Here is a 21,798-nt window from a genome sequence, read left to right on the forward strand (position 1 = left end):
CTCTCCTCATCGACGCCGTTGTGCGAGAGATCACACAGGCTACCGATCCGGGCGCCGGGTTGGCTACCCCGCGCCGGGAGTTTGTCGCGGCCCAGCGCCTCGGCCCCGCCGCCCAGCGTGCCGGAAACTGAACCTATGCCCGCGAAACCCACCAAGGCCGAACAAGCCGCCGCGCACGGGGTCACCATCCCGGACGTCCTGGCCCCCAACCTGAACGTGCTGTTCTGCGGCATCAACCCCGGCCTCTACTCCGGCGCGCTCGGCCTCCACTTCGCCCGCCCCGGCAACCGCTTCTGGCCAGCGCTGCACGCCAGCGGCTTCACCCCTCGCCAGCTGGACCCGAGCGAACAAGACCAGCTCCTCGCCCTGGGCCTCGGCATCACCAACGTCGTAGCCCGAACCACCGCCCGCGCCGACGAGCTGACCGACGACGAACTCCGCGAAGGCGGCGAGATCCTCGCCAAGAAGGTCCGCGAGTACCGCCCGCGCTGGCTGGCAGTGGTCGGAATCACCGCCTACCGCGTCGCGTTCGGCGATCGCCGCGCCGCCGTCGGGCCGCAGGACCGGACAATTGGGGCAACCAAGGTCTGGCTCCTGCCCAATCCAAGCGGTTTGAACGCCCACTGGACCCCGAAAGCCCTCGCGGAGGAGTTCGGTCGGCTGCGCGCACGGGCGGTCATCGGAGATTCACCCGAGCAGTTAAACCCTCAGTAGAGCTAACCCACTTGGGCGGACCCTCGCTGCGCCGTTCTCCCGCATTTCGAGGCCACTTTTCTACTGAGAGTTTGCTGCGACCAGCCGTTACGGCCATGAGGGGGAAACCGCGTCACAAGCCGCTCTCGGCGGAGTCGAACCAGGGACAAGGTGTCGTTCCCGGCCGGTTCCGGCAGGGGGGACCGGCGGGCACGCCGAGGGGGCGTGCCAGTCACCGGGAGCGACCGAGATGGACGGAGGCCCGAGATGCGTGGCATCGAGCCCCACCGAACGCCCATGTCGGCCGGTCAGCCAGCCGGCGGTCGAAGCCTGGGAGTCGCAGTGGTCGACCCCATCCCGATTTTCCGCGAGGGCATCGCGGCGATGGTGCACCGCACGCTGGGCCTGCACTGGTCCGGTCAGGCGGCGAGCCACCACGCGGCGATGCAGTTGTGCGAGCAGGTCCGCCCGGACGTCGTGATCCTCGACTCCGCGCTCGACCCCAACTGCCATCTCGCGAAGCTGCTCAACGCGGGCGATCCGGCACTCGTGCTGGTCACCCTCGTGCGCGACACCAACCGCACTCAGCAGTACCTCGCCGCGGCCATCGGCGCGGGTGCGCACGCGATCGTGCCGCGTGCGGTCGATTCCCGGCGGCTCGCCGAGGCGGTCCGGCGCGCGCACCACGACCGTCGTTACATCGACCCGGCGTTGTCCGCGCTCACCGCGCGGCCCAAGCGCGAACCGTCGCCAAGAGCCGCTCCGGTCGACGGGCACCTCGTGCAGCCCAAGGGCGCCATGCCGCTTTCCCGGCGCGAGTACCAGGTCTTGCAGCTCGTCGCCGAAGGGCTGGAGAACTCCGGGATCGCGAAGCTGCTTTTCCTGTCCGTGGAAACCGTGCGGACCCACGTGAAGAGCATTCTCCGCAAGCTTTCCGCTCGCGACCGGACACACGCGGTGACCATCGCGTTCCGCAGCGGCATCCTCGTCCCCCAGCTCGACGACAGCGCCGGTCCCCCGGCGGTGCAGGAGGCCGTGGCGCGCAGCACCCGGTGAGGCCGACCCCTGGTCGGCCCGTCATTCCGAGCGAATTGCCACCCCTGGAAGGGCGGATTCGCTTGCTCTGGTTACTGGTAGGTAATATCCTGATGTTACCGGCGAGTAAGGGAACCAGTGCCCGGCCGGAAAGCCGAACACGACACGGAGTGACGACATGGGCCACTACAAGAGCAACGTCCGAGACCTGGAGTTCAACCTCTTCGAGGTACTCGGCGTGCAGGAACGGCTCGGCAAGGGCGTGCTCGCCGAATCGGACGAGGAGACCGCCCGCGGCGTCTTGTCCGAGCTGAACAAGCTCGCCACCGGCCCGCTCGCCGAGTCCTACGCCGACGCGGACCGCAACCCGCCGGTGTACGACCCCAAGACGTTCAGCGTGACGATCCCCGAGTCGTTCAAGAAGAGCTACAAGGCGCTCATGGACGGCGAGTGGTGGCGTCTCGGCCTCACCAACGACCTTGGCGGCTTCGGCCTGCCTCCGACGGTGCAGTGGGCCGCGGCCGAGCTGATCCTCGGCGCGAACGCCCCGCTGTTCATGTACCTGGCGGGCCCGAACTTCGCCATGATCGTGGACAAGAACGGCACTGAAGAGCAGAAGCACTGGGCTCAGCTGATGATCGACCGCGGCTGGGGAGCGACCATGGTGCTCACCGAGCCGGACGCCGGTTCGGACGTGGGCGCGGGCCGCACCAAGGCGGTCAAGCAGGAGGACGGCTCCTGGCACATCGACGGCGTGAAGCGGTTCATCACCTCGGCCGAGAACGACATGGTCGAGAACATCATGCACCTGGTGCTGGCCCGTCCCGAGGGTCCCGGCATCGAGACCAAGCCGGGCACCAAGGGCCTGTCGCTGTTCCTGGTCCCGAAGTTCCACTTCGACTCGAAGACCGGCGAACTCGGCGAGCGCAACGGCGCCTACGTCACCAACATCGAGCACAAGATGGGCATCAAGGTGTCCACCACGTGCGAGCTGACCTTCGGCCAGCACGGCACCCCGGCCAAGGGCTGGCTGCTCGGCGAGGTGCACGACGGCATCGCGCAGATGTTCCAGGTCATCGAGTACGCCCGGATGATGGTTGGTACCAAGGCGATCGCCACGCTGTCCACCGGTTACCTGAACGCGCTGGAGTACGCCAAGGAGCGCGTGCAGGGCGCTGATCTGCCGAACATGCTGAACAAGGCCGCGCCGCGCGTCACGATCACGCACCACCCCGACGTGCGTCGTTCGCTGATGCTGCAGAAGGCGTACGCCGAGGGCCTGCGCGCGATCTACCTGTACACCGCGTCCTTCCAGGACCAGCTGTGGACCGGCGAAGGCGATGAAGCCGCCCTCAAGCTGGCGCACGGCGTCAACGACCTGCTGCTGCCGATCGTCAAGGGTGTCGGCTCCGAGCGCGCCACCGAGCAGCTCGTGCAGTCGCTGCAGACCCTGGGCGGTTCCGGCTTCCTGCAGGACTACCCGATCGAGCAGTACATCCGCGACGCGAAGATCGACTCGCTGTACGAGGGCACCACGGCCATCCAGTCGCTGGACTTCTTCTTCCGGAAGATCGTCCGCGACAAGGGCCAGTCGCTCGCGTTCGTCGCCGGCGAGATCACCAAGTTCATCGAGTCCGAGGCGGGCAACGGCCGGCTCAAGAACGAGCGCGCGCTGCTCAAGCAGGCGCTCGAGGACACCCAGGCCATGCTGGGCTCGCTGATCGGCTACCTGACCTCGTCGCAGGAAGACCCGCAGAACATCAACAAGGTCGGCCAGCACACCGTGCGGCTGCTGATGTCGGTGGGCGACCTGCTGGTCGGCTGGAAGCTGCTGCAGGGAGCCGAGGTCGCGCTGGCCAAGCTCGACGACGGCGCGTCGGCCAAGGACAAGCCGTTCTACGAGGGCAAGCTGGCGGTGGCGTCGTTCTTCGCGAAGAGCGTGCTGCCGGAGCTGACCTCGCGCCGCGCCATCGTGGAGGCCGCGGACAACGCGCTGATGGAGATCGACGAAGCCGCGTTCTGATCGCACTGGCTGGAAAAATGCCCCGGTCCGCACCCGGACCGGGGCATTTTTCGTGCTTCCAGTGGCGGTGGCCCGATGCGGGCGGTAAGCCGGGTTTGGCGCCTCGGGTTCCGGGTTAAACCGGTCGGGCCCGATCCTCTCGGCAGAAGGAGTTCGCCATGGCGGTTTCCGGCATCATCAGCGCGGTCGTGATCGGCCTGATCCTCGGCCTGCTCGGCAAGCTGGTCGCACCTGGCAAGCAATCGATCCCGATCTGGCTGACGATCCTGGTGGGCATCGTCGCCGCGTTCGTCGGTACCGCGATCGCGCGCGGGCTCGGCTACGCGGACACCAAGGGCATCGACTGGCTGGAGATCATCACCCAGGTCGTGCTCGCCGCGATCGGCGTGACGCTTGCCGCGAGCCTGTGGGGCAAGCGGCAGGTCAAGAGCTAGCTCAGTCGTTGAGCTCCGGCTCGAGCAGGCTCATCAGGTACATGTCGTGGTACTGGCCGTCAGGCCCGCGATGGCATTCGCGGTGCCTGCCGTCCTCCACGAACCCGACCTTGCGGTAGACGTGCCGCGCGCGCTCGTTCTCGGCAACCACCCAGAGCGCGATCAGGTGCAGCCGCATCACGTTGAATCCGTACCGGCACATGAGTTTCAGCGCCTCAGTGCCGTATCCGCCGTCCCAGTGGTCGGTCTCGCCGATGTAGATGTCCAGCTCGGCGCGGCCGATCTCTGGGCGCGCGTCCCGCAGGTCGACGACGCCGATCAGCTTGCCCGCCTCGATCGATTCGATGCCGAGCACGACATTCTCGTAGGTGTTCACCGGGCGGTCCTCGCCCCGCTTGCGCAACTGGGCGAGCGAACGCGGGTAATCACCGGTCATGTACTGGCCGACCGCGGGGTCGTGAATCCACCGGTAGATCGATTCGGCGTCCGACGGTTCGACCGCCCGCAGTCGCACTAGCTTCCCCGTGAGCATCGCGCCCCTTATTCTCGTTTAAGCACAAGGAAATCCGTGACGCCGACCAGTCCGAGGAACTGCCGCACCCCGGGCGGCATCGGCCGGCGCGATTCATCATGCACGAGTTCAGGATCACGCACGCGGTATTTATGGCCGCGCGTGATCACCTCCGCCTCGCCCGCGGCACGGACGTTGCGGACCCAATCGGCGTCGGGCCCGTAGGTGAGCGCGACGACGAATCCGTCGTCCGTGCGGAAGATGTTCAGCGGGGTGCGGAACTCGCGGTCGGACTTGCGTCCGCGGTGCACGACCACCCCGAATCCGGGCAGCTTGTCGGCGAAGGGTTTCGTGACCCGGTTGGTGACCACGCGGTTGAACCGGGCGAGACGTTCGGGCAGGACCATGCCGCCGAGCCTAATTCGATAGGTGTGGAATTTCCTGCCGGAGACGCGCTGTGCACCTGGCCGAGCGGGTCTGGTGGGATGGGCCCGCAGCCGAACGCGAGGTGGGGAGCGGGTATGTCGCAGGACTGGCGGATGAGGCAAGAACCGCACACGGAGGTGCTCGTCGCGCGGGGCCTGATCGAGCATCCGGAAAAGCTGGATCACGTGCTTCTCGACGACGAGGAAGGCTGGTTCGTCAGCGACGGTTCGGAGTTCGGCGACGACCCGGAGCTCGACGAAGAACAGTTCGCCACGATGTGTCTCCACGACGTCGTCGAGAAGCTGCCGCAGCTGAAGGCACTGGCCGAGCTGCCCGCCGGGATGGGTGCGGAGTGGGACGCCGGGAATGGGACCTGGGTGCTGATTTCGCCGCTCGTCCCGAGCGACGACGAGGAGGCTCGCGCGTACCGGGAGGCCCGCGAGGCCGCTTGGCCGCACGCCGGGTCGCCGATGGACGAGGTGAACCTCAGCCAGGGGTTGATGGAGATCAGCACCGCGGCGGACGCTCCGGCCCGCAGCGTGCGGTACGTGAGCCGGGAAGAAGACGGCACGTGGATGTTCGTCGGCTTCGAGGTGCCCGACCCGGACGAGCAGACCGAGGTCGAGGTTGACACCCTCGAACTCGGGCACGTGGCGCAGCTGTACCCGGACGTGGTGGAGCTGCTGGACGCGGAGCCGGGCGAAGTGTTCTTCCGCGAGGCGCCGGATGCCGAGTGGTTGCAGGTAATCGACGACGGGGAGTGAACATGTCCGAGGAATGGCCGCTGCGACAGGACCCGGAATCCCCGGTGATCATCGCGCACGAACTGGTGGAGCACCCGGAGAAACTGGCCTTCGTCGTCCTCGACGACGACGGCGACTGGTTCATCAGCGACGGCGCCGAGTTCGAAGAGGACATGGAGGTCAACCGCCAGGTGTTCGGCGCGATGGTCCTGCGCGAGGCGGTGGCGCTGCTGCCGCACCTGGTCGCGCTGGCCGACGTGCCCGCCGGGATGGCCGCGGATTGGGACCCGGAACGCCGCACCTGGCTGCTCAGCTCGGTGTCGGATTCCGACGACCTGGACGAGGACCTCGCCCACCGCGACGCCCGCATCGCCGCCTGGACGCATCCCGGTTCGCCGCTGGAGGAAGTCCAGCTGAGCACCGGCTTGACCGAAATCGGCACGACCGCCGCGGCACCGTCGCGGGCGGTCCGCCAGGTTGTCCGAGAGCAGGACGGCACGTGGCTGTTCGTCGGCTTCGAGGTCCCCGAGGCGGAGGATTTCGAGGTGGAAGGCTTGGAACTGGAACACGTCGTGCAGCTGTACCCGGACGTCGTGCCGGCCTTGCTCGCCGCGCCGGGCCAGGTGTTCGACCGCGCCGAACCCGGTGCGCCGTGGGAATTGGTGGAGGGCTGAGGGTCCTTTGTGGACCGTCTGAAATCGCAGACGCTTTCCGGTAGTCGTTGGTTGGGCGGCCCTGGCCGGATCGGTTCTACTGTGCCGACTCGCTCGCACGCCGCGGGCCGCTTCGGGAGGTACCGTCGATGACGACGAAGTCCGGGGATGGTTTGAGCCGCCGGTTGAACGGCAGGCACATCCGGTTCATTGCCTTGGGCTCGGCGATCGGCACCGGATTGTTCTACGGCTCGTCGGACACGATCGCCAAAGCTGGCCCGTCCGTGTTGATCGCGTATCTCATCGGCGGCGCGGCGATTTTCTTCGTCCTGCGTGCTTTGGGCGAGATGGCCGTCAACGATCCAGCCCCCGGCTCGTTCGGCGAATACGCGCGGAAGCATTTGGGCCCGCTGGCAGGCTTCCTGACCGGCTGGACGTATGCGTTCGAGATGGTGATCGTTTGCGTCGCCGATGTGACGGCTTTGGCTGTGTATATGGGATTCTGGTTCCCGGATGTGCCCCGGTGGATCTGGGTAGTGCTCACGATCCTGGTCATCGCCGCCGCGAACCTGGTCAGCGTACGGGTTTATGGTGAACTGGAATTCTGGTTCACCCTGGTCAAGGTAGTCGCCATCGTCGCCATGATCCTTGGCGGCGCGGCAATCCTGATCTTCGGCCTCGGCAGCACGTCGGGTGGTGTCACCAACCTATGGTCCCACGGCGGCTGGTTCCCCAATGGAATCGGCGGTTTCATCGCGTCGTTCGCCCTGGTGATGTTCGCCTTCGGCGGCACGGAGATTCTGGGCCTCACCGCCGCCGAATCCGAAGACCCACGCACAGCCATGCCGAAGGCGGTTAACACGGTCCCCGTCCGGGTTTTGCTTTTCTACGTGGCGACCTTGGCGATCATCATGATGCTGAACCCGTGGAACACGATCAGCACCTCGGGAAGCCCCTTCGTCCAAATCTTCTCCGGTCTTGGATTGCACTCCGCCGCAACGGTTCTGAACATCGTCGTGGTCACTGCCGCGCTGTCCGCCATCAACAGCGACATCTTCGGCGCCGGCCGAATGATCTACGGTCTGGCTCAGCGCGGCCAAGCCCCCGCGGTCATGGCCAGGGTTACGCGCAATGGCATCCCGTGGATGACCGTCCTGGTGGTCGCTGCGGCTCTGAGCCTGGCTGTGGTGCTGAATTATCTGTTGCCGGACAGCGCTTTCCTGCTGATCGCGTCGGTGGGCACGTTCGCGACGGTGTGGGTTTGGTTCATGATTTTGCTGACGCACTACCGAGCCCGCCGTCGGCTGTCCGCTGGGGAACAGGCTTCGCGGGAGTTCCCGGTGCCGTTCTGGCCGGTGGGTCAGGTTTTGACGATGGCGTTCATGGTGTTCATCTTCGTGGTGATGGCGTTCGCGGAAGACACCCGCCTGGCGCTGATCGTGGGAGTGGTGTGGCTGGCTGTGTTGTGCGGGTTGTTTTGGTTCCACCGCAGGGCGACTTCGTCGGTGGCGAAGGAAGACGCGATGACCGAGGCTGGATAGTCCGGAGCGTTCTTGCTTGAATCGAGCCATGCCGGACCCGAAGCTCAGTCTCGATCAGCCAGTGCTGATCATCGAAGGCGACGAGCGTTATGACGCGAGGCTGCGCTGCTGGACCGATCCGTACAGCAGATCAGACGCTTACCGACTCGAGTTGACGATACGTCCGGGGACCGACCCCGTTGTCGCGACCGGCCCGGACGCTTTCGAAGCCCTCGTCCGGTTACGCCGCCAAGTGGAGCCTCAGGGCCTGCGCATCGCAGTCCAAGGCTCCCGACTGGACACCTACCCCAGCGGCATGGCCCGAGACATGGGCGGTGGCTGGAGAATCTACGTCATGCATCCGGGGAAAGGTGCCGGCCTCTCCGACCTCGTGGACACCTTCGACGAGGCACCAGCCGACCAACTGGCGACGGTCGAGGAGCAGGAGGCTTACTGGGCCGCCTGGCTCGGCGAGCGGGATGCGCGTCACAGCTGATTCACCGAGTGTCCACAGAAGACTTCAGACTTCTCCGCAGGATGAGAGGATCATCCTCAACCAATGGAAACGCCGGGCGCGGCCGCTTCGGTGGTTGCTTCTCTGTCTCGCGTTTGCCTGCGGAGCCCTCGCTGGCTGCGCCGACTCGTCGCCTGCGAGTTCGCGTAACGCTACCCAAACTCGCCCGGAGATAGCGCTGCGTAGTTCGCATTCGTCGGGATCACGCATGGTTGCGGCTAAGTTGGGGGCATGACGACTAGCGAAACCCCGGATCCGGGCGTTCCTCGCGAAGAGGCTCGTCGCCTCCTCGAGGCCGTTCCCGACGAACGGGTGTCCGCTGCGTTGGCGGCCCTTCGTCAACTGGCGGAAGCTCCGCCGGATGCTGAGCCGCCTCGCCGTCAGTTTCGTACTGTGGGCGTGTTCGACGGCGAGCATGACCTAGGTCGGCGTGCCAAGGAAGTGGCCCGCCGCGAACTCGGCAGCGGATCGAGCAAGTCGGCGTGATTCTGGTTGACACCGGGGTCGTGGTGGCGATGGGCAACCGGAGCGAGGACGACCACGGAACTCTTGGCTTCAACGCTAGAACCGCTGGTCTTGCCGGAGCCGCTGCTCGTGGAGATCGGCTACATGCTCGGCTCGCGCGCCGGTGCGTCGGTAGAGGCCGACTTCCTTCGCGACGTCGCTGATGGGCTCTACACCGTCGAGTCGATGATGCTCGCCGACATCGCGCGGGCAGCCGACCTCGTGGAGAAGTACGCCGATCTTCCACTGGGTACTGCCGATGCGTGTGTGGTCGCTCTGGCCGAGCGGCTTGGGATCACGCGGGTGGCAACCCTTGACACGCGCCACTTCTCGATCGTGAAGCCAAGGCATATCTCCGCTTTCACCTTGTTGCCTTGACTGCGGAATTCAGTCCGTAAGAAAAAGCCCCAGGTCCACAGTAGACACCGTGTGACCTGGGGCTTTCGCAAGAGAGCGGATGACGGGAATCGAACCCGCGTATTCAGCTTGGGAAGCTGATGTTCTACCATTGAACTACATCCGCAGTGCCCAGCCAGCATACACAACCTCGGCACCCCCATGTCCAGCGGGGCCATGCCTTGACGCTCGCCCGGCAAAGTGACAACACTTGTTGTCGACCCACGGTGCGGAGGTGCGCGATGGACGACCCCGAGATGTCTCCCGAGATGTTCCGCCAAGGCGGGTTCCGCCTGGCAGCCCGGACCCGAGGTGCCACTGCGGACGAAGCGCAGCTCAATCGGCTCCGGACCTTCGCGCAGCAGGAAGACGCCTTGGCCGACGCCGTCGTCGAGTGGCTGCATCGGGAACCCCACAACCAAAGCCGAGTCGACCAGGCGCTCGCGGGCGAACCAGCGCCGCCGGAGCTAAAGCAGTTCATCGAGCACGTCGAAGCCACTCCGTACTGGGTCGACCAGGAAAGGCTCCTCCGCGGCGCGAAGGCGATCACGAGAGCCGGGCTCCTCGGCCTCTTCCCCCTAGGCGACATGTCGCTCATGGGCGGCTACCTCGCCTCCCGGGCGACGAAATCCCTGGTCGGCACCGGCGAAATCGAGTATCGGGCACCGCGGCGGCTGGTGGAGACCGCGGCGTGGTGGATTGACGTCACGACTCCGGGGGCGCTCCACAAGCACAGCACGGGGTATCAGGCCGCGCTCCGGATCCGGCTGGTGCACGCGCACGTTCGGCGCGCGATGAACAGCCGGCCGGATTGGGATTACGACCGGTGGGACCGGCCGGTCAATCAGGTCCAGACCGCGGGCACGCTCCTGCTCTTCTCGCTCGTCTACGTCTTCGGCACGCAACTCCTCGGCCTCCGCTACACCGCTCGCGAGAAGGCCGACATCCTCCACCTCTGGCGCTACGTCGGCTGGCTGATGGGCGTCACCGACGAGCTGCTGCCCGCCGACGAGGACGACGCTTGGCGGTTGCTCTGGATGCTGGCCGCCACCGAATTCATCCCGGACGACGACTCCAAACGGCTCGCCCGCGCCCTCGTCGACACGCACGCGGCGATCGGCGAGGGGCGCGGGGCCGCCGGCAAAGTGCTCGCGCAGGTGAACGTCGGCGTGCATTCCGCGATCAGCCGGCTCGTGCTCGGGCGGGACAACGCCGACTTTCTCGGGCTGCCGGACAACCCGGTCGCGCAGGCCGCGGTGCTCGCCGCCGCGGGGGTGAATTACGCGGCGGAGACGGTGCGCCAGCTCGTCCCCGGCGCGACTGCGCTGCAGGAAGCGCTCGGGGCGTTCGGGCGCCGGCGGTACCTCAAGCGGATGAACGCGGTGTTCGAGCGGAGGGGTGCCCCAGCCGCGCCTGCCCGCCCGATAGGCTGCATCCGTGCTGCTCAGTGACCGTGACCTCCGCAAAGAGCTCGACGCCGGCCGTCTCGGCATCGACCCCTTCGACCCTGACATGGTCCAGCCGTCCAGCATCGACGTCCGGCTCGACCGTTACTTCCGGGTCTTCGACAACAGCAAATACACCCACATCGACCCGCAGCTGCAGCAGGACGAGCTGACCTCGCTGGTCGAAAAAGAGGGCGACGAGCCGTTCGTGCTGCACCCCGGCGAGTTCGTGCTCGGGTCCACCTTCGAGCAGGTCTCCCTCGCCGACGACCTCGCCGGACGGCTCGAGGGCAAATCCTCGCTCGGCCGCCTCGGGCTGCTCACCCACTCCACCGCGGGTTTCATCGACCCCGGCTTCTCCGGGCACATCACGCTCGAGCTTTCGAACGTCGCGAACCTGCCGATCACGCTGTGGCCCGGCATGAAAATCGGCCAGCTGTGCATTTTCCGGCTGTCCAGCTCGGCGGAATTCCCGTACGGCTCCAGCGAAGCGGGCTCCCGCTACCAGGGGCAGCGCGGGCCGACGCCGAGCCGGGCGTACAAGAACTTCCACCGCGTCGACACCTGGCGCTAAGCCGCCTTCACCGGGGCCGCCCAGTCGATCCGGTGGTCCCACATGAACCGGTTCGGGTCGTCGGCGGCCGGTTTGCGCACGGCGCGCGCGATGAAGAAGTCGCGGAGCACGCGGCCGATCGGGCCAGGGGCTTTGGCGTCGCCGTTGCGTTTTCCTTGGGCCACAACGGCTTCCACTCGCTCGCGGCGCAAGGCCTCGAAGGTGGTCAACGCGGCCGCCGGGTCGGACACGTCGCGCAGGCACATCGCGAGCGTCACCGCGTCCTCGATCGCCATCGCCGCACCCTGACCCGCTGCCGGTGACGTCGCGTGTGCGGCGTCGCCGATGAGGCCGATCCGGCCGCGGTGCCACACCGGGACCGTCGGGAAGTCGTACGTCGCCCACGGTTCGTAGATGTTTTCGCTGGCCTCGATGATCGCGGTGGCCGGAGTGCGGTCCGGGCGCACCAGGTCGAGCAGCCGCTTCCGCCAGCCGGGCCCGCGCATCGCGGCGAGGTCGGATTCCGTCGGCTCGGCAGCGTGCGGCACGTTCGCGAACCACCAGACCGCGCCGTCTGGAGCGAGCACGTGCGCGAAGAACGCCTTGCGGCCGAACACCATGTGCATGATGCCTGGCTCGTCGTCGAGATCGAGGCCGCGCGCGAAGCCGCCGGTGTTGAGCAGCGGCACGTATCGCGGCGACGGCGCGGACGGATCAAGGATTCCGCGGACTGTCGACCGTAGGCCGTCAGCGCCGATCAGCAGGTCACCTTGGGCTTTCGTGCCGTCGGCGAAGGTGGCGGTGACATCGTCCGCCGTTTGTTTGGCGTCGGTCAGCCGCTTGCCGAACTCCGTGCGCACGCCGCGTCTGGCCGCCTCGTCGCGCAGCGCCACGTAGAGGTCGGAGCGCAAAACGGTCTGGCTCACCGTGCCGTCCGGCAGCGGTCCGCCGAGCGGGAACTCGCTGAGCTTGCGACCGTTGCCGAGCCCGAGCGTCATCCGCGGCGTGTCGAAGCCCAGGTCTTGGACCAGCGGTTTCAGGCCTAGCGGCGCCAATGCGTCGAGGCCGTTCACCGCGAGCGTCAGGAACGCGCCGACCCCTTCCGAGCTGCGGTCGTACGCCTCGTACAGCACCGGTTCGTGGCCCACCTCGTGCAGCGCGATCGCGGTGATCGCCCCCGCGATGCCCCCGCCCGCGATCAAAACTCGTGCCATGGTTCGTCCCCTCGAATATCTTGGAAAGTAATTCGTTCTGTCGAACTAAATAGTCCGCTAGACTCCCGGGCATGTCAAGCGAGCGCGAGAACCTGGTCGCTGAGCTGCTGAATCGTTCGCGGGTGCTGTCGACGGAGACGGTCATGTTCCACACCGCCATCGCCGAACAGAGCGGGCTCTCGGCGGTCGAAAGCAAGGTCACCGACTACCTCGCCCGGCTCGGCCCGCTTACGCCGAAGGAGCTGGCCGAGTACGCCGGGCTCGCGCCCGCGTCCGTCACCGCGCTGGTCGACCGGCTCGAGCGCAAGGGCATCGTCAACCGGATGCCGCATCCGGACGACCGGCGGAAAGTCCTCGTCGGCATCAGCCAGGCGAACGTCGAGCGCGCTGCCCCGCTCTGGGACTACACCGTCGCGGCGATGAAGTCGCTCGCGGCCGGTTACTCCGACGAGCAACTCCAAACGGTGATCGGCTTCCTCGATCAGGCAGCGGCGATCACCCACGAGTCAACCGTGCGTCTCAATCATCGCTCAGCGGAGTGAGGTAATCCCACTGCCGGGTAGGAAATCGCCGCGACGTCACCGGATGGTGGAAAACTTGCGCGCATGGTTTCGGCCGGGAAACGTCTGCTCTTAGTCCTCGGCCTGATGGCCACTCCGCTGCCCTCCGCCGCGCACGCGACTCCGGTCCGGGCGCCACAGGATCTGCAGGTCAGCGCGGTCGCTGAACCGCATCGGGTGCACGCTGGCGACCAGGTGACGTTCACGGTGAGCGTGACGAATCCGGCCGCGACCCCGGTGTCCGATGTAGACGTCTCGGACGAACAGAATCCGCAGTGCGGCAAGAAGATCGGTTCCCTGGCTCCGGGTGCCGTCACGCGCTATCAGTGCACTTTCGCCGCGCCGGAGAAGGGTTTCGTCTCGACGGTCAAGGTGACCGGCGCCGGCTCCGGCGGGGAACGGCTGTCGGCTTCGGCGGGCAGCAACGTCGACGTCCTCCGCCCGGCCGTGACGTTGAGCCAGCAGGTCGACAAACCGGCTTACCGTGCTGGCGATCAGGCGACCTTCACGCTCAAGACCGTCAACACCGGCGACGTTCCGCTGCACGACGTGGTCATCAGCGACTCAGGGGTCCCCTCGTGCGCCCGTGCCGTCGGGTCTCTCGCGCCGGGGCAATCCGCGGTGGGCACCTGTACGGCGACGGTTCCGCTGCCGGACGGGGCCAGCGCGACCGTGAAGGGGATCGACCCGCTCGGCAAGGTCGTCACCTCGAGCGCGGACGCGAAAGTCCCCCTCATCACGCCCGCGCTGTCCGTCTCGAAGGCGGCTGTCCCGCCAGTGGTGCACGGCGGGGACCAGGTCACCTGGAATGTCACCGTGCGCAACACCGGCGACAGCCCGCTCAATCCGGTCGACGTCACTGACGACACGAATCCGGCGTGCTCGCGGTCCTTCGGGGTACTCACGCCCGGGACGCAGCAGACCTACTCCTGCACCGCGAAACCCGCTATGACAACCACAAACACCATCACCGCCACGGGTACTGACGGCACCGGTCGACCGGTCACGGCCAAGTCCTCGGCGACCGTCACGGTGATCCACCCGGCCTTGGCAGTCACTGCGGCCGCGTCTCCCGCACAGGTGCGCGAAGGGGACCGCGTCACCTTCACGGTCACGGTGCGCAACCCTGGCGACGTGCCGCTCGATGACGTCGCGGTGGCGGACGACAGCGTGCCGGGTTGTGTGCGCAACTTCGGCACCATGGCTCCCAACGCGGTCGAGACGTACAAGTGCGAGCAGTTAGCTCCGGCGGACGACGTGACCAATACCGTTGTCGCGACTGGCAAAGATCAGCTCGGCACGACACAACGCGCAACCGCGGACGCGCGGGTCGACGTGGTTCACCCGGGGCTGGCGGCCACCGTCGCCGCTGCGCCTTCGCAGGTGCGCGAGGGGGACCCTGTCACGTTCACGGTCACGGTAAGCAACACCGGCGACGCCGAGTTCCATGACGTCGCGGTGGCAGACGACCGTGTCGCGGAATGCGCGCGAACTCTGGGAACTGTTGCTGCACAGGGTAAACAGACCTTCACCTGCTCGACGGTGGCCAGAGCGCAAGGCTTCACTAACGACCTGACCGTGACCGGCACCGACCCGACCGGCCGCTCAGTCACCGCAAAGGGGAGCGCGGCGTTCACCGTGCAGCACCCAGCGGTGACCTTGACCGCGGCTGTCCAAGGTGGACCGTTCCGTGAAAACGACGCCGTCGCAGTGCACGTGATCGTCGCGAACACTGGCGACGTGCCGCTCACCGGACTGGCCGTCAGTTCGATGGCCCGCGCCGAAGGCTGTACGCAGCAACACGATGCACTCGCCCTCGGAGCCAACTGGACGTTCGACTGCACCACCACCGCGCCGAGTGCCGACGTGACCGAAGCACTGCAGGTCACCGCGAAACCGCCGGTCGGAGCACCGGTGACGGCCGCGACCGAAGCGGCGATCGACGTGATCCACCCGCTCGTCACGCTCGCGCAAAGCGCGGCACCGGCCGTCGTGCACCCGGGCGAACCCGCGACATTCACCCTGACCGTGACCAACGCCGGCGACACCGAACTCCACGACACCCAGGTCGCCGACCCGGCTGTCCCAGAATGCGCAAAGCGGCTGGGAACCCTTGCCCCGCAAGCGAAGCAGACCTACACCTGCACGCATCCCGCAACCGACGACCTCACCAGCGACGCGACGGTGACCGGCACCGATCCGTCCAGCCGTCCGGTGACCGCGAACGCGAGCGCGCACGTCGACGTCATCCACCCCGCCGTCCACATCGCGCAGACGGTCGATCCGGCTCAGGTGCGCGAAGGGGACCAAGTCACCTTCACCGTCACCGTGCGCAACAGCGGAGACGTCCCGCTGACCAAGTTGTCCATTGTGGACCAGAACACCCCAGACTGCGTCCGCGACTTCCCCGCACTGGCAACGGGAGAAGAACAGCGCTATACCTGCACCATCAAGGCCGGACATGACGGCTACTCGAACACCACGAAGGTGACTGCCGCCGACCCGCTCGGCGGCACCGTAACCGCCAGCGCGGACGCGGCGTTCACCGTCGTGCACCCGGGTTTGGCGGTGACGAAAACCGTCCACGGCGGCCCGTTCCGCGCAGGCGACCCGGTCACCTTCACCATCACGGTCGCCAACACCGGCGACGCCCCGCTGACCGCCGTCAAGGTCGCCGACCAAGGCCCGTGCGCGAAAACCCTCGACACCCTCGCCCCGAAAGCGAACAAAACCTACGACTGCACCATCCCCGCCCCAGCCGACGATGCCGTCAGCACCGCGCGCGTGACCGGAACCCCGCCGGTAGGCCCGCCGCTCACCGCGTCCGCCGACGCGCACATCGACGTCATCCACCCCGCGCTCACCGTGATGACCTCGGCGAACCCGACCGTCGCGCGGGTTGGCGACAACCTCACCGTGACGGTCGCCGTCACGAACACCGGCGACGTCCCGCTCACCGCGGTGACCAGCAACGATCCCGGCTGTCCGAAGAAGTTCGACCGTCTCGAACCCGGTGCCGCGCAGAGCTACCAGTGCCCGGTGAAGGCCAAGCTGGACGACTTCGCCATCGTCGCCACGCTGACCGGAACCGACCCGACGAACCGCCCGGTCACCGCGTCCGGCTCGGCGAAGATCGACGTCATCCACCCGGAAATCGCGATCATGAAGGACGCCCAGCCGTACGAGGTGCGCCAGGGCGACAAGGTCACGTTCTCGGTGCTGGTCCGCAACGTCGGCGACGTCCCGCTGACCGCGGTGTCCGTTGTGGACGATCGCACCCCGGCCTGCGCGCACCAGATCCCGAGCCTGGCCCCGGACGCCCAAATCGAGTACCAGTGCACGATCACCGCGGGCGCGGCCGGATTCACGAACACCGCGAAGGTGACCGGCACCGACCCGACGCAGCGGACGGTGAGCGCCACCGCGCAGGCGTCGTTCAAGGTGAAGAAGCCCGCGCTGACCGTCGCCAAACACGCCGCCGCCAGCGCGTATCGAGCCGACGACTCGGTGCCGGTCGAGGTCGTGCTCACCAACACCGGCGATCAGCCGCTGCACGACGTCCGCGTGACCGACCCCGCCTGCGGGCGCACCTTCGCCGAGCTGCCGGTCGGCGGAACCCAGCGCTACCAGTGCGCCGCTCCGGCAACCGCTGCCCCGGTGACCGCGACCGCCGCCGCACCGTGGGGCCCGCCGGTCTCCGCGACCGGGAAACCGGACTTCACGGTGCTCCACCCAGCGCTGGACCTGCACCGCGATTACCTGCAGCAGCCGATCCGGCCGGGTGATCCGGTGACGTACGTGAGCACCCTCCGCAACACCGGCGACGCGCCCTTGCACGACGTGACCGTTCGCGCCGCGGACCCGGCCTGCTCGTTCGCCGTCACCCAGCTGGCCCCTGGCGAACAGGTCACTCGCGCCTGCACGCTTTCGGCACGCGCGGACGTGACCACGACAACCACGGCAACCGCGACGGACCAGACCGGCCGTCCGGTGACGAAGGAAGCCGTCACGACGACGAAGGTCAGCTCGTGAAGAGGGCAAAAGAAAAGGCAGAAGAGAACTCATCTCCCTGCCGTATTTAACTTATAACGCATTGGGGGGCTTGCCGCAAGACCCCGGTGGTACCGCAGAATCTCCAGCCGAGAACGACCACAGACGGGGGAAACGAACGAATGGGCAGCTACGTGCTCGGTCTCCAGGAGATCGACCAGGAGCAGGTCGCGATCGTCGGAGGCAAGGGTGCACACCTGGGCGAACTCGCGCGGATCGACGGGGTCCGCGTGCCGCCCGGTTTTTGCGTGACGACGGACGCGTTCGAGCGGATCATGGAGAACGCGCCGGAACTGGCTAAGCCGTTGGAGCGGTTGTCGCACCTGAACTCGGACGACCGGGACGCGATCAGCGAAGGCAGCGCGGAGGTCCGCCAAGCGCTGGAAGCCATCGCCATTCCGGACGATCTGGCAGCCGAGATCACCAATGCGCTCGTGGACGGCCGCTCCTACGCGGTGCGGTCGAGCGCGACGGCGGAAGACCTTCCGGGCGCGTCCTTCGCTGGTCAGCAGGACACCTACCTGAACGTCATCGGTGCGGAGGCGGTCCTGCGGCACGTCAGCCGGTGCTGGGCGTCGCTGTTCACCGAACGCGCGGTGACCTACCGGCTGCGCAACGGCTTTGACCACCGGAAAGTCCACATGGCCGTCGTCGTGCAGCAGATGGTTTTCCCGGAGGTGGCCGGGATCCTCTTCACCGCCGACCCGGTGACGTCCAACCGGAAGATCGCCACCGTCGAGGCCAGCTTCGGCCTCGGCGAGGCACTGGTTTCCGGCCTGGTCAACGCCGACAGCTACCAGGTGCGCGACGGCGCGATCATCGAGAAGGCGATCGCCGCCAAACATCGCGCCATCCTGGCCGTCGAAGGCGGCGGCACCGAAGAGCAGCAGATCGCCGCGGACCAGCAGGAACAGCCCGCGCTGACCGACGAGCAGGTGCTACGGCTCGTCGCGCTCGGCCGCACGATCGAAGCGCATTTCGGCCGTCCGCAGGACATCGAATGGTGCCTTGCCGGCGACGAGTTCCAGATCGTCCAAAGCCGCCCCATCACGACGCTGTTCCCGATCCCGGAGGCCGCCGACGAGGGCAACCGCGTCTACCTCTCCGTCGGGCACCAGCAGATGATGACCGACGCGATGAAGCCGCTCGGCCTGTCGGTCTGGCAGCTGACGACCCCGCGACCGATGGCCGAGGCGGGCGGGCGGCTGTTCGCGGACGCCACCGCATTGCTGTCCGTGCCCAAGAGCCGCGCCAATTTCGTGGCGATGATAGCGAAATCCGACCCGCTGACGGGCGACGCGCTGGAGACCGTCCTTTCCCGCGACGGCTTCATCCCGCTGGCCGAGGACGACGGACCCGGCCAACCGGTCCCCGGTGCCGCACCGGTCACCATCGAGACTGATCCGGCGATCGTCACCGAGCTGATCCAGCACAGCGAGGCCTCCATCGCCGCGCTGCAGCGCGAAATCGCGACGAAGTCCGGCAGCGAGTTGCTCGACTTCGTCTTCGAGGACATCAAGGAAATGCGCCGGATCCTCTTCGATCCGCGCAGCCACGAGGTGTTCACCGCGGCGATGCAGGCGTCCTGGTGGCTGAACGACCACCTGCAGGACTGGCTCGGCGAGAAGAACGTCGCGGACACGCTTACCCAGTCTGTGCCGAACAACATCACCTCGGAGATGGGCCTGGCGCTCCTCGACGTCGCGGACGTGCTGCGGGCGCATCCCGAGGTCGTCGCGTTCCTGCAGGACGTCGAGGACAACGGCTTCCTCGACGAGTTGCCCAAGCTGGCCGGCGGCGAGGAATCGCGCGCGGCGATCCAGGGGTACCTCGACAAGTACGGCATGCGCTGCGTCGGCGAGATCGACATTACCCGGCCGCGGTGGAGCGAGCAGCCGGTCGCGCTGGTGCCGATGTTGTTGTCCAACATCAAAAACTTCGAGCCCGGGGCCGGGCAGCGCCGCTTCGACCAGGGGCGGCGGGAGGCTCTGGACAAGGCGCAGGAAGTGCTGGAACGCTTGCGTGGCTTGGCGGACGGCGAGTCGAAGGTCGAAGAAACCGAGCGGATGATCGAGCGCGTCCGGACCTTCACCGGATACCGCGAATACCCGAAGTACGGCATGGTCAGCCGCTATTTCGTGTACAAGCAAGCTCTGCTGGGCGAGGCGCAGCGGCTGGTGCAGGCGGGGGTGCTCGAAAAGCCGGAGGACCTCTTTTTCCTGCGGCTGCAGGAATTCCAGGAGGTCGTACGGACGAACGAGGTGGACCGCGAGCTGATCCAGCAGCGCAAGGAAGCGTTCCGTACCTACGAATCGCTGACGCCGCCCCGGGTTCTGACCTCGGACGGCGACGCGATGTCCGGAAGCTACCGCCGCGATGATCTGCCCGAAGGCGTACTGGTCGGCCTGCCGGTGTCCGCCGGGACCATCGAAGGACGCGCCCGCGTCATCCTGGATCTCGCCGACGCGGATCTCGAACCGGGCGACATCCTCGTCACGGCGTACACCGACCCGAGCTGGTCGCCGCTGTTCGTCGCGATCACCGGCCTGGTGACCGAGGTCGGCGGCCTGATGACGCACGGCGCGGTGATCGCGCGGGAGTACGGCCTGCCCGCGGTCGTCGGGGTCCAAGGCGCGACGCGGCTGCTCAAGGACGGACAGCGAATCCGGGTCAACGGGACTGACGGCTACATCGAGGTTCTCGACGCTGGTTAGTGGGTCTCCGGCCGCTGCGCCATTTGGAGGTAACCATCGTAATCAGTTCGTGATAGTTTCCGCGGCTGTGTCCTCCATTAGTGTGCGCGTCCGGGTCGTGAGTGTGACTCTCAGTGTTCTCTTTGGGGGGCTCGGGGCAGCTGGCGGAACCTTCGCGCTGCGCTCCGGGCACCTCGACACACTGAGCGTCGCAGTCCCGGAAACGCGTAACGACGGGCTCTCCGCGGGTGCGTTGCGGCCCTTCGCGGTGTCGCCGGCGTCCTCCACGTCGGCGGCCCCGAGTTCCAGCGCTCCCGCGACCACGACGACACCCTCGACGTCGGCCAAGCCTGTGCCGCCTCCGCCGCCCACCGAAGAGTCCAAAGAGGACACTCCGACGAGCAGCAGCGCGAAGCCGTCGCCGAAGCCGCGCAGCTCGCCGACGCTGGCGGGCCAGGTCATCAGCCTGGTCAACGACGAGCGAAGCAAAGCGGGCTGCGACCCGGTGACCGAGGAATCGCACCTCGACAAAGCCGCGCAGGGACACAGCGACGACATGTCCAACCGCGACTACTTTTCCCACGACACCCCGGAAGGCGAAAGCTTCGCCGACCGCATCACCGCCGCCGGATACTCCAAGCCGGGCGCGGAGAACATCGCGAAGGGCGCGACCAGCGCGGACCAGGTGATGCAGATGTGGATGAACTCCAGCGGGCACCGCAAGAACATCCTCAACTGCTCGCTGACGAAACTGGGCGTCGGCGTCGCGACGGACGGCTGGTACTGGACGCAGGACTTCGGCTACTGAGTCGGCCGCGGCGGGAGGCCGTACCGGGCCAGCACCGTCGCGCGCAGCTTTTCGTCCGTCCGCGGCACCGGTTCGATGAAGACCTCCGCGACGTCCGGGAACCGCTCGCTCAGTTCGTCCGCCATCCGGACGCACGCGCGTTCCAGGTCGGCGGCCCCGAGTGCGTCGTCGAAGTCCACGCGGGCGCAGACCAGGACGTGGTCGGTGCCCATCAGCATGGTCTGCAGATCCACCAGCGCGTCGATCTCCGGCGCGGCCCCGAGGTGGTCCCGGATGCCCCGGACCAGGCGCGGATCCGCCTGACGGCCGACCAGCAGACCGCGGTTCGTGCTGCCGAGCAGGTACGCGACGCACGCCAGCAGCACGCCGATGAGGATCGACGCGATGCCGTCCCACACGTCCGAGCCGGTCAGCTGATGCAGCCCGATCCCGGCGAACGCGAGCAGCAGGCCGACCAGCGCGGCCGAGTCCTCGAACAGCACCGTCTTCGGGGCCGGATCGTCGATCATCCGCAGGTAGGCGAAGAACGGCCGCTGCTCGGCCTTCGCGTCGCGCCGGACCTGCCGGACCGCCTGCGTCCACGACACCGATTCGAGCGCGAACGCGATCGCCAGCACGATGTATCCGACGATCGGTTTGGTCTGCTCCGCGCCTTCCCCGAAAACAGTGGCGAATCCTTCGTACAGCGCGAAAACCGCGCCGGACGCGAAGATCGACACCGCGGCCAGCAGCGACCAGAAGTACCGCTCCTTGCCGTACCCGAACGGATGGCGGCGATCCGCCGGCCGCTCGGACCGCTTCAACGCGGTGAGCAGCAGCACCTCGGTGATGGTGTCGGCGACCGAATGCGCGGCCTCCGACAACATCGCGCCGGATCCGGTGATGATGCCCGCGACGAGCTTCAGCACCGCGATGGCCAGGTTCACCCCGCCGGCCAGAACCACGGTGAGAGTGCTTTCGCCGCCGCTCTCGGATTCGTCGCTCACCCGGGGAAGCCTAATGGCCCCAGACGAAAACGGCCCC

Annotated in this window: 20 protein-coding genes and 1 tRNA gene; 16 read left to right on the forward strand and 5 right to left on the reverse strand. The window is 67.2% G+C overall.

Annotated elements, in window-relative coordinates:
• Positions 1–135: 135 nt before the first annotated feature.
• The 4 genes from mug (at position 136) to AB5I40_RS27585 (ending at position 4,185) form a co-directional block, all read left to right on the forward strand.
• The gene (gene mug / locus AB5I40_RS27570; RefSeq protein ID WP_370932970.1) at positions 136–714 is read left to right on the forward strand and encodes a G/U mismatch-specific DNA glycosylase; all 579 of its coding nucleotides are present in this window, start codon (positions 136–138) and stop codon (positions 712–714) included.
• Positions 715–960: 246 nt separating this feature from the next.
• On the forward strand, positions 961–1,749 hold the full coding sequence (locus AB5I40_RS27575) for a response regulator transcription factor (protein WP_344287626.1): 789 nt from the start codon (positions 961–963) through the stop codon (positions 1,747–1,749).
• A 157-nt stretch (positions 1,750–1,906) separates the two neighbouring features.
• Positions 1,907–3,751 carry an acyl-CoA dehydrogenase gene (locus AB5I40_RS27580; RefSeq protein ID WP_370932972.1) on the forward strand — a complete coding sequence of 615 codons (1,845 nt, stop codon included), beginning with the start codon at positions 1,907–1,909 and terminating at the stop codon, positions 3,749–3,751.
• Positions 3,752–3,909: 158 nt separating this feature from the next.
• A complete protein-coding gene (locus AB5I40_RS27585) occupies positions 3,910–4,185 on the forward strand; it encodes a GlsB/YeaQ/YmgE family stress response membrane protein (protein ID WP_370932973.1) in 276 nt (91 codons plus the stop codon).
• Between the two features lies 1 nt (position 4,186).
• Here the strand turns inward: AB5I40_RS27585 and AB5I40_RS27590 are convergent, their stop codons facing one another.
• A complete protein-coding gene (locus tag AB5I40_RS27590; protein WP_370932975.1) occupies positions 4,187–4,717 on the reverse strand; it encodes a GNAT family N-acetyltransferase in 531 nt (176 codons plus the stop codon).
• 8 nt (positions 4,718–4,725) lie between these two features.
• Positions 4,726–5,103: a nitroreductase family deazaflavin-dependent oxidoreductase gene (locus tag AB5I40_RS27595; protein ID WP_370932976.1), complete on the reverse strand. Its 378-nt coding sequence runs from the start codon at positions 5,101–5,103 to the stop codon at positions 4,726–4,728.
• 132 nt (positions 5,104–5,235) lie between these two features.
• On the opposite strand from AB5I40_RS27595, the gene AB5I40_RS27600 reads away from it, so the two are divergent.
• The 6 genes from AB5I40_RS27600 (at position 5,236) to AB5I40_RS27625 (ending at position 9,434) form a co-directional block, all read left to right on the forward strand.
• Complete coding sequence (locus tag AB5I40_RS27600) at positions 5,236–5,886, forward strand: hypothetical protein (protein ID WP_370932978.1); 651 nt, start codon at positions 5,236–5,238, stop codon at positions 5,884–5,886.
• A gap of 2 nt (positions 5,887–5,888) precedes the next feature.
• Complete coding sequence (locus AB5I40_RS27605) at positions 5,889–6,539, forward strand: hypothetical protein (protein ID WP_370932979.1); 651 nt, start codon at positions 5,889–5,891, stop codon at positions 6,537–6,539.
• Positions 6,540–6,667: 128 nt separating this feature from the next.
• On the forward strand, positions 6,668–8,059 hold the full coding sequence (locus AB5I40_RS27610; protein ID WP_370932981.1) for an amino acid permease: 1,392 nt from the start codon (positions 6,668–6,670) through the stop codon (positions 8,057–8,059).
• Positions 8,060–8,087: 28 nt separating this feature from the next.
• A complete protein-coding gene (locus AB5I40_RS27615; RefSeq protein ID WP_370932982.1) occupies positions 8,088–8,534 on the forward strand; it encodes a hypothetical protein in 447 nt (148 codons plus the stop codon).
• Positions 8,535–8,783: 249 nt separating this feature from the next.
• Positions 8,784–9,038: a hypothetical protein gene (locus AB5I40_RS27620; RefSeq protein WP_370932984.1), complete on the forward strand. Its 255-nt coding sequence runs from the start codon at positions 8,784–8,786 to the stop codon at positions 9,036–9,038.
• Between the two features lie 90 nt (positions 9,039–9,128).
• On the forward strand, positions 9,129–9,434 hold the full coding sequence (locus tag AB5I40_RS27625) for a type II toxin-antitoxin system VapC family toxin (RefSeq protein ID WP_370932985.1): 306 nt from the start codon (positions 9,129–9,131) through the stop codon (positions 9,432–9,434).
• 74 nt (positions 9,435–9,508) lie between these two features.
• Here the strand turns inward: AB5I40_RS27625 and AB5I40_RS27630 are convergent.
• Positions 9,509–9,579, reverse strand: a tRNA-Gly gene (locus tag AB5I40_RS27630).
• A 115-nt stretch (positions 9,580–9,694) separates the two neighbouring features.
• Here AB5I40_RS27630 and AB5I40_RS27635 point away from each other — a divergent pair.
• Both AB5I40_RS27635 and dcd read left to right on the forward strand, forming a co-directional pair.
• The gene (locus tag AB5I40_RS27635; RefSeq protein ID WP_370932987.1) at positions 9,695–10,903 is read left to right on the forward strand and encodes an oxygenase MpaB family protein; all 1,209 of its coding nucleotides are present in this window, start codon (positions 9,695–9,697) and stop codon (positions 10,901–10,903) included.
• Positions 10,890–11,471, forward strand: a complete 582-nt coding sequence (dcd, locus tag AB5I40_RS27640) for a dCTP deaminase (protein ID WP_116199417.1) — start codon at positions 10,890–10,892, stop codon at positions 11,469–11,471. Before AB5I40_RS27635 ends, dcd begins: the two co-directional genes overlap by 14 nt.
• Here dcd and AB5I40_RS27645 read toward each other — a convergent pair.
• Entirely contained in the window at positions 11,468–12,664 is a 1,197-nt protein-coding gene (locus AB5I40_RS27645; protein ID WP_370932989.1) for an FAD-dependent oxidoreductase, read from the reverse strand. The two genes, dcd and AB5I40_RS27645, sit on opposite strands and share 4 nt — an antisense overlap.
• Positions 12,665–12,735: 71 nt before the next feature.
• Between AB5I40_RS27645 and AB5I40_RS27650 the strand changes: the two genes are divergently transcribed.
• The 4 genes from AB5I40_RS27650 (at position 12,736) to AB5I40_RS27665 (ending at position 20,775) form a co-directional block, all read left to right on the forward strand.
• On the forward strand, positions 12,736–13,206 hold the full coding sequence (locus tag AB5I40_RS27650) for a MarR family winged helix-turn-helix transcriptional regulator (RefSeq protein WP_370932990.1): 471 nt from the start codon (positions 12,736–12,738) through the stop codon (positions 13,204–13,206).
• A 63-nt stretch (positions 13,207–13,269) separates the two neighbouring features.
• Positions 13,270–17,256, forward strand: coding sequence for a hypothetical protein (locus AB5I40_RS27655; RefSeq protein ID WP_370932992.1), 3,987 nt, complete (start codon positions 13,270–13,272; stop codon positions 17,254–17,256).
• Positions 17,257–17,396: 140 nt separating this feature from the next.
• Complete coding sequence (rph, locus tag AB5I40_RS27660; protein WP_370932994.1) at positions 17,397–19,988, forward strand: rifamycin-inactivating phosphotransferase; 2,592 nt, start codon at positions 17,397–17,399, stop codon at positions 19,986–19,988.
• Positions 19,989–20,085: 97 nt separating this feature from the next.
• Positions 20,086–20,775, forward strand: a complete 690-nt coding sequence (locus AB5I40_RS27665; protein ID WP_370932996.1) for a CAP domain-containing protein — start codon at positions 20,086–20,088, stop codon at positions 20,773–20,775.
• Here AB5I40_RS27665 and AB5I40_RS27670 read toward each other — a convergent pair.
• Positions 20,769–21,761 carry a cation diffusion facilitator family transporter gene (locus AB5I40_RS27670; protein WP_370932998.1) on the reverse strand — a complete coding sequence of 331 codons (993 nt, stop codon included), beginning with the start codon at positions 21,759–21,761 and terminating at the stop codon, positions 20,769–20,771. The two genes, AB5I40_RS27665 and AB5I40_RS27670, sit on opposite strands and share 7 nt — an antisense overlap.
• Positions 21,762–21,798 lie beyond the last annotated feature (37 nt).

The organism is Amycolatopsis sp. cg13 (assembly GCF_041346965.1).
GTDB lineage: Bacteria > Actinomycetota > Actinomycetes > Mycobacteriales > Pseudonocardiaceae > Amycolatopsis.